Below are 12026 nucleotides of genomic sequence, written 5' to 3'. Positions count from 1 at the left end.
ACAGATGCCATTTGCCGAACATCCGCCAGCGCTGCTCGGGCGCATAGTCACGCCAGTAAGCGAACTGCGCGCCGACCGTCACCAACCGACGAATGACCTGCCCGGATTCGCCCAGCCCCGCCGCGCAACCGCCAAAACTGTGGCCGACCACGTCGATTGGCTGCCCGGGGAATTCCCGTTGCGCACGTATGAGCATCGCTTCGAAATCCAGTGCGCCCCAATCGGTCCACGACGCCTGCAGCCCTTTTAGCGAGTCGGGCCGTGATTCGCCGATGCCGCGGTAGTCGTAGATGATCACGTCGAACCCATTGCCGAACAAATAGGCTGCGAAGCGTGAGTAGTGGCGACAGCGCACCGAAGTGGCCGCGTTTATGATGACCGCCGGGCGCTGGATATCAGGCAACGCCTGACGCCATGTGAAACCGCCAAGTACAAAGCCGTCGGCGGCGGTTTCCTTGAAGGGATCACCTTGCTCTGCCGTCGAAATCGGCGACGTTGGCTGACTGTGTTGCCTCGCGGGCGTGTCCTGACAGCTCATGACGCTCGACCTTGGCGGGTAAGTTGCCAACGATAGTCCGCACAGCGTGCGGGAACAATTCTATTCAGTGGATTGAGTGAGCATGCGTTCTTCGATCAAAGCCTGTTCGCGATTGAGTTCGGCGCGTAACTCTTCCTCACTCGGCAGTATCGTCTTGTAACTGCTGGCAAACAGTTGCTCATTGCCCTTGAGCATTGAATAGCGCGCCACGGAGTCGCTGCTTTCGGCACACAGAATAATCCCGACGGTCGGCTTGTCACCCTCGCTGCGCTTGAGCTCGTCGTACATGCGCACATACATGTCCATCTGTCCGACATCGCGGGCGCTGAGCTTGCCGCGTTTGAGGTCGATGATCACAAAGCATTTGAGCAGGTAGTTGTAGAACACCAGGTCGATATACAGATCGACGCCATCGGTACTGATGCGTTGCTGGCGAGCGACAAAGGAAAAGCCTTTGCCCAGCTCCAGAAGAAAGCCTTGCAGGTGGTCGATCAGGGCTTGTTCAAGACCACTTTCCCTGACCTTGCCCGCCGAGGGCAGACCGAGAAACTCGAGCATGACCGGATCACGAATGAATTCCCGTGGTGTGCATTTCATTGCTGCGATGTGGGTGCAGGCTTCTTCAATCACATCGGCCTTGTCCGGACTCATGAGAAGCCGCTCGTAGTAGAGCGTGAGAATCTGGCGATCGAGGGCGCGGCTGGACCAGTTGAGGTTGGCGCATTCTTCCATGTACCAATGGCGCGCTTTTTCATTTGCAACCCGTAACAGCCGCCGATAGTGGCTCCAGCTCAATTCGGAACGCACTGTGTTCCAAATTGGAAACAACTGATAAAAGCTGCGCATATAGCGCAGATTTCGATCATCAAAGCCCTTCCCGAACTGCGCCGTCAGATCCTTCGCCAACAGGGCCAGCAACTGCTTGCCATAGCCTGCCCGCTGCGCGCCTTGCTGTTCGAATTCGACAATATGTCGGCCAATCTGCCAGCAGGTCTGGACTTGAATCGTGTCGACGGCACGCAGCACTTTTTGCCGCGCCTGGCGAATCAGTTCGCCCAACTCCCCCAGCAACGAATCGACTTTCGGGTCTTGCGTGTCAGCAGGTTTCAGCTGGCTCATCGGATCTTCCGCATTGTTGAAAACAGACGCAAAAGGATGCCAAGCGTCGCCGCGCAGGTATGTCGGGCAACACGGTGATCTCGGAAGGAAGACGGGACGGCTGTTGCAGGACGTTGCAGTTGAAAGCCTCGTCGAATGGCAGTGGTCTGTAGTCCTTTTCGTACATGTACCAAGTGCCAATCAATCTAAAACAGCCACGAATACACAAAATCTAAAAGGCGTAACGGTTGGGTTCTACAGGAACCCGGGAGTCGTCATCATGAAACGCGTTCTTCCATTCATGCTGCCCATCGCCGCGCTGGCTGCACTTTTGTTTCCGGTGATGTTGCAGGCCGCCAGTCTCGAGCCCATCGACAGCGCGGGTGTGCAGGTTCAGCAGCAACAACAGAGTGGTATCCATTATCTGGCCGGCGGCATCGGTGAAGATGAGGCGAAGGCCATACAGCAGACCCAAGGCTACAACCTGCACATGACCTTTGCCGTCGGTGCGCAGGACGAGTACACCGCCGACGTCGATGTCACGATTCAAAAGGCGCCGGGGCAAACCGTACTGACCCTCAGTCAGACCGGCCCGCTGGTGTATGTGCAATTGCCACCCGGCAAATACACCGTGGTGGCCACGCGTAAGGGCGAGACCCGGCGCGATGTCACCGATGTCGGCGGCGCTGCTGCGCGCAATCTGGTGTTCCACTGGAACGACAACAGCTAGTGCGTTTTGACCTTGCGCTTTGCCGGGGCTGCAGGCCGGGATAGCCGTGTGATCCAGTACCATCCCGGCCCTGCGGCCAGAAGCAGCAGGGCGAAGAGTCCCTGCCAGACCATGTGAAACCAATACAGGCGCGGTTGGGTTGCGAGGGTGTAGGTCATGGCCGGCCCGCCGCGGTTGATCAGGGTGATGGAGCCTTGCACCAGCCCCTCGATAACCAGATAAGCCAGCAGCCCGCCGAGACCTGTCAGAAACACGCTGAACAGGATCGTCAGGCACTTCGACAGGTGGCTTTCGCGATAGGGTGGCGGGTGAGGCAGGACTACGCGGCGTCGTTTCTGGTTCATCAGCAGATGACCCTCTTCCGTAAGGGGCGGCCAAGGTAGCGCGGATCGCGTTTGATCGAAAGGTACTGAGATTGACGAGATCACACGTGCCGCCGCTCAGGCTCAGGAGAGCGCAGTGTCCTCGCGTGCCTGAGCCAGTGGCAGACGCCCGCTCGGCTGCTCGCCGGCAAGATGCGCGCATTCGGCGATCACCGCGAGAATCTGCATCACCCCCGGCGACAGCGTGGTGCCCAGGCAAATGCGCAGCCCTGTGGAAGGATGCCCGTCGGCGAAAAAGATCCCGCTGCCGGCAACGTGACAACCGCGCTCGCTGGCCAGCCGCTCCAGTGCCGCCATGTCGGTGTGCCCGGGCAGCTTGATCCAGTGAATGAACCCGCCACGCGGCGGCACGTAGACGGTTCCCGCAGGAAAGTCGCTGCGCACCAGCCCTTCGACATGGTTGGCCAGCGAGGACAGTTGCGACCGCAGCCGCGCGCAATGTTCTTCCATGTAGCCGCGGCCGATAAATTCGTTGAGGACATTTTGCGCAAGGCTGGACACCGCCAGGTTGCGCGAAAACATCTGCGCGAGGATGGCCTCCCGATACTTGCCCGCCACACACCAGCCGACGCGATAACCCGGGGCGATGGTCTTCGAAAAGGACGAGCAGTAAATCGTCTGGCCGCTGCTGTCGTAGCTCTTGATCGCGCGCGGGCGCTCTGCTTCGGGCACCAGATCGAAAAAGATATCGTCTTCGATAATCGGCACATCGGCTTCGCGAGCGACTTGTGACAATCGGGCACGGGTCTCGTCGGGCATGATGAAACCGCGTGGATTTTGCAGGGTCGGGTTGAGAAAGATCACCGACACCTTTTTCTGTTTCAGTGCTTCTTCGAGATGATCGACATCGATGCCCGACTGGCCGTGGGTGCGAATCGGCAAGGCGCGCATGCCCAGACGCTCGATGGTTTGCAGAATGCCGTAATAGGTCGGGGTTTCGATGGCGACCGTCGCGCCTCGCGATGCGACGGCTTCGAGTGCCAGTTCCAGGGCAATGGTGTCGCCGGAAGTCACGAGCACATCGTCCGGCCCGCAGACGACGCCACGGGTCAGCATCAGCCCGGCGATGCGTCGACGTAATGCAGGCAGGCCGGGAGGTGCAACCAGCCCGGTCAGCGAGTTGTCAGCCTTGGCGGCCAGCACGGAGAGGCACTTGTTCAGCAGTACATGAGGCGTGAGGTCGCTGTGCAGGACCGCGGAGCTCAGCGATGCGGTGGTGCGCGAGGCCGCCTGGGACAGCATCGCGACGACTGCATGGTTGACGTTGACGGTGACGCTGGAGAAATCGAAACCGGCAGCCGGTTTGGCCTGCCCGGACGCCGAGACGAAATAGCCGACACGCGCAACCGTTGTCACATAGGCATCGGCCTCCAGATCGGCCAGCGCGCGTTGAACGGTGGTGATACTGGTTTCAAACATCCGCGCCAGGGTGCGGATTGACGGCAGTTTCGATTCGGCTGCCCAGTCACCACTGTCGATCTGGCGAATGATCCAGTCCTTGACTATTCGCCAGCGCTTGTCCGGTAAATCAAACCTGTCCATAAGTTCTCTTGGTCATTTCTGGAAACACTTCACAGAAAGTAAAGTAAAACGACCCCCGTTGCAGCAACAATGACGATGTTCAGCACAACCAGTCCGAAGGCGAAGCGGATCAGGCTGTGTTCCTCCTGGCGGTTGGCGCCTGCCAGCCCGGTGATCAGCGACAGAATCGAAAGCGAGCCCAGCGCACCATGGCCGGCGGCGCTGTTGACCATCGCCGCGAGCCACGCGCCGTGTTCACTGGTCAATGCTGCGATGGACGGCATCACGAGGGTGTTGCCACCGACGTTGGACCCGGTGACGTAGCCGGCAATCCCCGCGAGCAAGGCTATGGTTGGTGCCAGGGAAATCCCCGACAGCGATTGCAAGGTGCGCTGCGCCTCGACCAGAAACCCGGCGTTGACCATCACCTGGGAAAGCAGCAGGAACAGGAAAATCGTCGTCACCGGAAATTTCGCCCGGTTGAACAGAGCACGCCACGGGAAACCGTTAGCAGCGCTTTGTTTGCTGGCCATCAACAAGGTGACGATCAGCAGCGCCAGTCCTGGCGATGCCAAGGGTTTCCACGACACATGCTCGCCCTTGATGATCCACAGCGCATCCCAACCGGACAGCACGAACACCGCACGGGACGCGACGATGACGCCGAGCAGGGCCAGATACGGCCAGGCGGCACTCGGCCAGCGCACCAGTTTGCCGCGCTGCGAGAACGAGATGCCGAGGCCGACGCACGCGACCGTCAGCCCTGCCAGCACGCCGGAGACTTCCGGGCCGACCCACAGGTTGATCGAGTACAGCACGGCGATGAACAGCGCCGTCACCAGCAGCAACCCGAGCCACGGTGCCACGCTGCGGATGCCGGCCTGCCACAGGGCGATGGCGGCGAGGCAGAGGAACACCGGCGCACTGATCAGGGCCGAGTGGCTGCCGAGCGTTTCCGCGGGCAAGTGCGCCAGCAGTCCACCGATCACCGTCGCCAGGCCGAGGGTGCCCCACGGCATGATGACCATCCCGGCCAGGGCGATTTTCATCCCTGCCTGGCGGCTGAACAGGCCCATCAGCAACGGCACGGTGGCGATCAGCGAAACACCGAAACCGGTCATGGCTTCAAGCAGCGGTGCCAGGCCGAGGACGATGAAAATGACCTGCGCCGGTGGTGTCCAGCCCAGTTCCTTGACCCAGGCGCCGATGGCCTGAGGTGCACCGCCGCGCTCGACCAGAATGACGAACGCCAGCCCCGGCACGATCACGCACGCGGTGCTGAGAAACAGAATGGCGGTGTCCTGAAAGATCGCCGAGGTGATGGCCGAGGAAAACGGCCCGGCAGCGCCCAGCCCCCACAACACGAACACCAGCGCAGCGCCTGCCAGCGCGGCCTGCACCGGTGGCCGGCGGATCACCAGAATCAGCGCGATTACCAGGCCGATGGGCGACATTTGCAACAAGAGCGAAGTCATACACAGTTTTCCTTAACTTAATCGTGAGTCTGCCCGCTGTACTCGGTCGCCCGCATCGACGCCCGCTCACAAAAAGTCTGATACCACTCGTTCAGGCGCGGGTGCGCGCTAAAGTCCGACAGCTCGCGAAAGGCGATCCAGTCGAGGGCGGTCGCCAGGGCGATGTGGCCGAGGGTGATCGGGCCATTGAGGTCGATGTGCTCCTCGATGAAGCGATAGGCCTCCTTGAGCTTGTAGGCCTGGCCGTCGGCATAGGCCGGGTAACGCAAGGCCTGCGGACGGCGCTCGACTTCCCAGCGCAGCTTGATGCCGACATCGCACATGCCTTGCGCCAGGGCCTGCAGACGCAGCGCCTTGTAGCGCTCGGGGCCGCTCGGCGGGATGAATTTCGGCCCGTCGCTCAGGTCGTCGAGGTATTCGCAAATCACGATGGAGTCAAACAGCGCCGTGTCGTCCGGCAGCATCAGCACCGGCACTTTGCCCAAGGGGTTGGCCTTGTAGATGGTCGCGTTTGGCGAGGTCGGGCTGGTCTCGTGGTGGATGACCTCAAGGCTTGAAGCCATCCCCAGTTCGTGGGCAAGCACCAGCACTTTGCGGGCGTAGGGTGAATGCGTCTGGTAGTAAAGTTTCATGCTGGAGTTCCTGCTTCAAGAATTGCCGTGGCCGCTCGATGGGCGTCCATGAACAGGCGCGAAGGCGCACCCGCCGAAGTGACGTAGTGGTTGTAGTAGCAGGAGCCCTCGGCGAGTGGCCCGAGTACCCAGAGGTTGCGAACCGCTTCGCCGCGGATTGATTTGGGGTGGCAAGCGGCGTCGACGTCGATGCCGTCGATGCCTGCCTCTTCGGTGCGTGGGCGGATCAGCCCCAGGCGCGCGAGATCGCGCACCGGTGCGCAGTCGCTGTTGATCACGCCGCTGCCCTGTACATAGCCGGCGACGCGGCGGTAATGCTCGGTCGCTGGCGCGGTGCCGGGCATGAGGAAGGTCAGCAGACCGGCATCGCACAGGGCAAGCAGGTCGGCGTGGCGCTCCTTCTGCGGGCCGGCCACGAGGCGGTTGATCGCCTTGTGCCAACGGCCATAGAACTGACGATGCGAGGCCTCGGTCAGGCCGTCGAAATCGACGGCCTGGCGCAAGCGGTCACGCAGATCGCGCCAGACTTCGATGGCGGCCTTGATCGCCGATTCGCCGCGTCCTACTCGCGACTCGTGCAAGTCGGCCTCGAGCGCGTGATAGATCCACGAGTGATAGTTGTGCGCGGTCACACTGGCGGGCAGCGCATGGCAGATCAGCGCCAGTGGATCTATCGAGCCACTGGCGGCTTCGTATTCGCGCAGCAACGCTTCGCAAGCGACGACACCGGCGGTCCCGGCCGTGCTCACCGTCCTGAGGCGGCTCAGCACTTCGCGATGCCGCTCGGCGTCAGATTGAGCGTGCAACACGGCGACAGCGGCGGCACGCATTTCCACCAGCATGAGCGGCAGAATGTCCTGCTCGAAGTCCAGTTGCCCGTCCTTGGCGTCGGCCCGCAGCGCGTCGATGCGCGCCGGGGTCAGGAGCACGGCTTGATGGCGTGGGCAGTCGGTCAGGCCATTGGGCCGCGTGCGGAAGGGCAGGCCGTCGCGTGACTGCACGTAAATCACCGGCTCCTGGCCTGAAGGGTGGTAGACGTGGCTCGCGTCGGCGCGGCGAGTGTATTGCCCGCCGCGTCCGGCGGTCAGGGCGGCCAGCGTGTCCATGGCGCCCAGCCCGAGGCCCTCGAGCAGAATGCTTTCGCCCGGTTCGATGCGGTCGAGGCTGCCCGGCAACGGATAGATATTGCCGATGCGCTGGCGATCGGCGGCCTGCACCCGACCGGTGTGGCCGACAGTCAGGATCAGTCGGTCCACCGTGATTTCGGCCCCCGCTGGCGTTTTCAGGCGGTAGCGCTTGCCATCGACCGAGTCGACGGCGGTCACGGCCTGGTGATGCAGGCGCACGCTGACCCATTGCGGCGCGGTCGCCAGAATGCGCGTAAAGGCATCGGCCAGATAAGCGCCGAGCAGATGCCGTGGCAGAAAGTCCTGGGCCTGGACCTCGCGGCCTTCACTCGCCAGCAGTCCGCTGTCGGCATCGACCTTGAGGTTCTGCTCGCGGCACCATTGCAGGAAGTCCGGCCCCGAGCGTGCTTGCGCCTGCGGCAGATCGCCAAAGGCTGCCGCATCGGGAAACACGCCCAGTTGCCCGGCGACGGTGTTGAGCAGCAGGTAGTCCGGTTGATCGGGCCAGTGCGCGCCGCAACCGTGCACGTTGGGCTCAAAGATATTGAGCACCACCGGTTGCTCGGGGCGCGTTTCGCTGAGGCTCAGCAGCCGTTCGAAGATCGACAGGCCGCGCGAGCCGCAACCCACCAGGCCGATGTGCAGGGGCGCCTTCACCATCTGCGCTCCTCCCCGAAAAACGACGGGATGGCAACGGCCTGGCCTTCCTTGACCGCGATGTCGTGGACCATACGGCCGATCGCCAGGTCGAGAATGCCCATGCCGAACGGCGAATAGATCAGCGGTTTGTCCCGGCTTACCTGCAGGTCGCCGCGAATCAGCTGCGCCACGGTGCCGGTGACGAAGTCGCGATGGCCGTACTTCTGCTCGGCCAGATGCGGCGAGGTATTGGCTTTCAGGCAGTGGGTCACGTCATCGAAGTAGTTGTAACTTTCTTCGATGATTTCCGCACCGATATCCCGCAGCGAGATATTCAGCACGATCTGCCCCGGACGGAATGTGCCGTTGCCTTTGACGTAAGGCTCACCGGCACTGGTCGCGAACACCACGATGTCGGCGCTCAGGGCGTCGGCCAGCGGCACGATCTGCACTTGCGGTACCGCGAGCTGCTCAGCGAACGCTGCCAGCGCTTCGGCCGATTCAGTATTGAGGTCGTGAATTTCGACACGGTCGAACGACCAGTCGTCGCTGATGAATGTTTCGAGGATGTTGCGCGCAATCACCCCGCCACCCACGATCGACAGTCTTGGCGCACGCTTGTTCTGGCCATTGAGCCACCAGGCGCCGAGCACCGCCGACGCTGCTGTACGCACGGCGCTGATCAGTGCGCCTTCAAGAAGGGCGTAGGGATAGCCGGTGTCCGGATCGTTGAGAATTAGCACCGCAGAGGCGCGGGGAATCCCCGATTTGATGTTGTCGGGGTAGCTGGCAATCCATTTGATCCCGGAGACCGATTGATCGCCCTCGCTGTCGACGATCGCCGCCGGCAAGGCAATGATCCGGTTCGCCGGCTGCTCGGGGAAGCGCAGGAAGTAACTGTCGGGGTTGACCGTCTCGCCACGCTCGTGGGTCAGGTAGGTTTGCGCCACCAGCTCGATAGCGTCCTGGCGCAGGCCGTTGAGGATGTTCTTGACCGCAGCGCCGGGCACCACATGGAAGGGTTGAATCGAGGTTTGAGTCGTCATTGTGTTTTACGCCGAAAGTGCCAGAGCGGGTTCTGGGAAGAGAGGTTGCAGCGCCGCAGCGCCGAGACGCTGGGTCACCCAGTCGTCGGAGTAGATGGTTTCGAGGTATCGCTCGCCCATGTCGGGTGAGATCGCCACGACGACGTCGTCGGGGCGGATGTGCGGCGCCCACTGCTGCACGCCGGCGAGGACGGTGCCGGTCGAACCGCCGAAGAGCAGGCCGTAGCGCTGCGCCAGCCAGCGGCAGACCTTGATCGTCTGTTCTTCAGGGATGGACAGAAAGTCGTGGATGCCGGCCGGTTCGAAAATCTCCGGGCGACGGCTGGTGCCGAGCCCCGGGATATGACGCGGGCCACCCGGCAGGCCGAAGGTGACCGAGCCGACGGTATCGACGGCGATGACCTTGGTGTGCGGGTGGTGTTCGGCGAAGTAGTTTTTGCAGCCCATCAGCGTGCCGGTGGTACCGGCGCCGACGAACAGGTAATCCACTTGTGGAAACCTGCGCGCGATCGACCGGGCCGTCGCTTGATAGTGGGCGAGGGGGTTGGTCGGGTTCTTGTACTGATTGAGCCAGATGTAGTCGGCGTTGTCGGCCACCAGTTGCTCGATCAAGCGAATGCGCGAATTCAGGAAACCGCCGTTTTCGTCGCGCTGATCGACCATGATCATCTCGGCGCCGAGGGCATGGATCAGTTTCCGGTTCGGCGCGGAAATGTTCGGGTCGATCACGCAGACAAACTTGTAACCCTTGGCCGCGCAGACCATCGCCAGCGCGACCCCCAGATTCCCTGAAGACGACTCGACCAGACGGGTTTTATGGGTAATCAGGCCCCTGACTTCCAGGTCGGTAATCAGTGCGTGCGCGGTTTTCAGCTTGATCGAGCCGGCAGGATTCAGTCCTTCGATTTTCAGCTGGATCGTTGCGCTGCACAGATCGCCAATCTGTACGTAACTCTCTTCGTTGATAAGTTGCTTGATCATACGTCGTCCGTTTCGCTCTTTCGCCGGGCGCGCAGGGGCCCGGCATTCATCCTGGAATGTTTGAAAAGCAGTAATTGCCGTTCGCCTGTTGAGTGTTTTTAGATTTTTTAGCTGGACAGGAAGTGACCTTTCGGTGGACGCCGATCTATTCAAAAAATCAGGTTTTGCGCTCTGAGGGCCGCAGGAGCCCAGAGTGTTGCGGGGCGCACAGTAGAGCCAGTCATTGGCTCGCCAAGGCTTGGCGCCATAGTGGCGAAATGGTCTATGCAGGGAGAGATACAGATTTTGGGTATTTTTCAGTACAGCCTGGAGCGGAGGTGTATCGAGAGCGGAGGGCTGACGGGGCGAAGAGGGGGGTGAGGCTGAATCGCAGGCATAAAAAAACCCTGAATCTTGCGATTCAGGGTTTTCGGTATTTGGTGCCCAGAGACGGAATCGAACCGCCGACACGGGGATTTTCAATCCCCTGCTCTACCGACTGAGCTATCTGGGCAACGGGGCGCATTAAAAGGGTTTTTCGGATTTACGTCAACGACTTTTTTAAAATTTCTTAAATTAATTCCGTCGCTTACGATCCGACCCCCGATTTTGCGGGGTTACTCAGTAGGCGGAACGTAGCCTTCAGCCTTGGCGTATTCCTCGCCGGAGAAGTACTTGTCCATTTCGCCCTGAAGATATTTGCGATCTTCGGCGTTCATCATGTTCAGGCGTTTTTCGTTGATCAACAGGGTCTGGTGTTTTTGCCAGTCGGCCCAGGCCTTGGCGGAGACGTGATCAAAAATGTCCTGGCCTTTGGCGCCCGGGAATGGAGCGCGCTCCAGGGCGGGCAATTCTTCTTTGTACTTGCGGCACATGATGGTGCGGGTCATGACGACTCTCCTGCGTTCAATACGGCGGCCGCGCGTTCGAGCAAGGTTTTGACCGGGGCGGCAAGGCCCAGGCGCGGCGGGGTGGCGAGGTTATACCAGAGCCAGTCGGCCTCGGCCACGTGGTGGCTGGCCTCCTGCACTTGGACCAGCCAGGGTTCGATGGCCAGCTGGAAATGGCTGAATATGTGGACAAGGCTCGGCAGCGCCTGCTGCTCGCCCATGGTCAGCGCGTGCTGATCGGCGAGATGTTGCAGGTCGTCGAGATCATCGAGTTCCGGCAGGCTCCACAAACCGCCCCACAGACCGCTGGACGGGCGCCGGTAAAGCAGAATCGCGCCGTCGCCGTTGGCGAGCATCGGCATCAGCGTGCGCTTCTGCGGGATGGCCTTGCGCGGCTTGGGGATCGGGTAGCGGGTTTCGAGGCCGAGCATGTGCGCTTCGCAGCCGCGTTCCAGCGGACACAACAGGCAGCTCGGTTTGCTGCGGGTGCACAGCGTCGCACCCAGATCCATCATCGCCTGCGTATAGGCGTTGACCCGGTCGTGCGGCGTGAAGCGCTCGGCAGTGGCCCACAACTGTTTGGCAACCTTCGGCTCGCCGGGGTAACCCTCTTGCGCGGTAAACCGCGCCAAAACGCGTTTGACGTTGCCGTCGAGGATCGGCGCGCGCAGGCCCATGCTGATGCTGGCGATGGCGCCTGCGGTGGACAGGCCGATGCCCGGCAGCTCCGTGAGCTTTTCGACGTCACGGGGAAACTCGCCCCCGTACTGGCTGACAACGATCTTCGCGGTCTTCTGCAAATTGCGCGCGCGGGTGTAATAACCCAGCCCGGTCCACAGGTGCAGCACTTCGTCTTCGGGCGCTTCAGCCAGCGCTTGAACCGTCGGCAGCGCGGCCATGAAGCGGTCGAAGTAATTGAGCACGGTGCTGACCTGAGTCTGCTGCAACATGATCTCCGACACCCACACCCGATATGGGTTGATGCCT

Annotated in this window: 10 protein-coding genes, 1 tRNA gene and 1 pseudogene; 1 reads left to right on the top strand and 11 read right to left on the bottom strand. The window is 61.5% G+C overall.

Annotated elements, in window-relative coordinates; genetic code table 11:
* A partial coding sequence (locus DBR24_RS31850) for an alpha/beta fold hydrolase (protein WP_371921258.1) occupies nt 1-538 on the bottom strand: 538 nt, incomplete at its 3' end.
* 60 nt (nt 539-598) lie between these two features.
* A complete protein-coding gene (locus DBR24_RS09575; RefSeq protein WP_128614605.1) occupies nt 599-1657 on the bottom strand; it encodes a YhcG family protein in 1059 nt (352 codons plus the stop codon).
* Nucleotides 1658-1916: 259 nt separating this feature from the next.
* On the opposite strand from DBR24_RS09575, the gene DBR24_RS09570 reads away from it, so the two are divergent.
* Entirely contained in the window at nt 1917-2366 is a 450-nt protein-coding gene (locus DBR24_RS09570) for a carboxypeptidase regulatory-like domain-containing protein (protein ID WP_128614604.1), read from the top strand.
* Here the strand turns inward: DBR24_RS09570 and DBR24_RS09565 are convergent.
* The 9 genes and pseudogenes from DBR24_RS09565 to mutY form a co-directional block, all read right to left on the bottom strand.
* A complete protein-coding gene (locus DBR24_RS09565) occupies nt 2363-2710 on the bottom strand; it encodes a hypothetical protein (RefSeq protein ID WP_128614603.1) in 348 nt (115 codons plus the stop codon). The genes DBR24_RS09570 and DBR24_RS09565 overlap by 4 nt on opposite strands.
* Before the next feature lie 102 nt (nt 2711-2812).
* Nucleotides 2813-4291 (bottom strand): PLP-dependent aminotransferase family protein, encoded by a 1479-nt coding sequence (locus DBR24_RS09560; RefSeq protein ID WP_128614602.1) that lies wholly within the window; start codon nt 4289-4291, stop codon nt 2813-2815.
* A gap of 29 nt (nt 4292-4320) precedes the next feature.
* Nucleotides 4321-5745, bottom strand: coding sequence for a transporter (locus DBR24_RS09555; protein ID WP_123470631.1), 1425 nt, complete (start codon nt 5743-5745; stop codon nt 4321-4323).
* A gap of 17 nt (nt 5746-5762) precedes the next feature.
* Nucleotides 5763-6377, bottom strand: a complete 615-nt coding sequence (locus DBR24_RS09550; RefSeq protein ID WP_128614601.1) for a glutathione S-transferase family protein — start codon at nt 6375-6377, stop codon at nt 5763-5765.
* Nucleotides 6374-8164 carry an FAD/NAD(P)-binding protein gene (locus tag DBR24_RS09545; RefSeq protein ID WP_128614600.1) on the bottom strand — a complete coding sequence of 597 codons (1791 nt, stop codon included), beginning with the start codon at nt 8162-8164 and terminating at the stop codon, nt 6374-6376. The genes DBR24_RS09550 and DBR24_RS09545 overlap by 4 nt, the downstream gene beginning before the upstream one ends.
* Nucleotides 8158-10170, bottom strand: a pseudogene (gene sbnA / locus DBR24_RS09540) (2,3-diaminopropionate biosynthesis protein SbnA). The gene DBR24_RS09545 and the pseudogene sbnA overlap by 7 nt, the downstream one beginning before the upstream one ends.
* 417 nt (nt 10171-10587) lie before the next feature.
* Nucleotides 10588-10663 (bottom strand) — tRNA-Phe (locus DBR24_RS09535).
* A 103-nt stretch (nt 10664-10766) separates the two neighbouring features.
* The gene (locus DBR24_RS09530) at nt 10767-11039 is read right to left on the bottom strand and encodes an oxidative damage protection protein (protein WP_128614599.1); all 273 of its coding nucleotides are present in this window, start codon (nt 11037-11039) and stop codon (nt 10767-10769) included.
* The coding region (gene mutY, locus DBR24_RS09525) for an A/G-specific adenine glycosylase (RefSeq protein WP_256591366.1) at nt 11036-12026 on the bottom strand (991 nt) is incomplete at its 5' end. The genes mutY and DBR24_RS09530, both read right to left, overlap by 4 nt.

This window comes from Pseudomonas sp. HMWF006 (genome assembly GCF_003061205.1).
GTDB lineage: Bacteria > Pseudomonadota > Gammaproteobacteria > Pseudomonadales > Pseudomonadaceae > Aquipseudomonas > Aquipseudomonas monsensis.
Note: the sequence above shows the minus strand (reverse complement) of the source record. Positions and strands in the feature narration are given on the sequence as shown.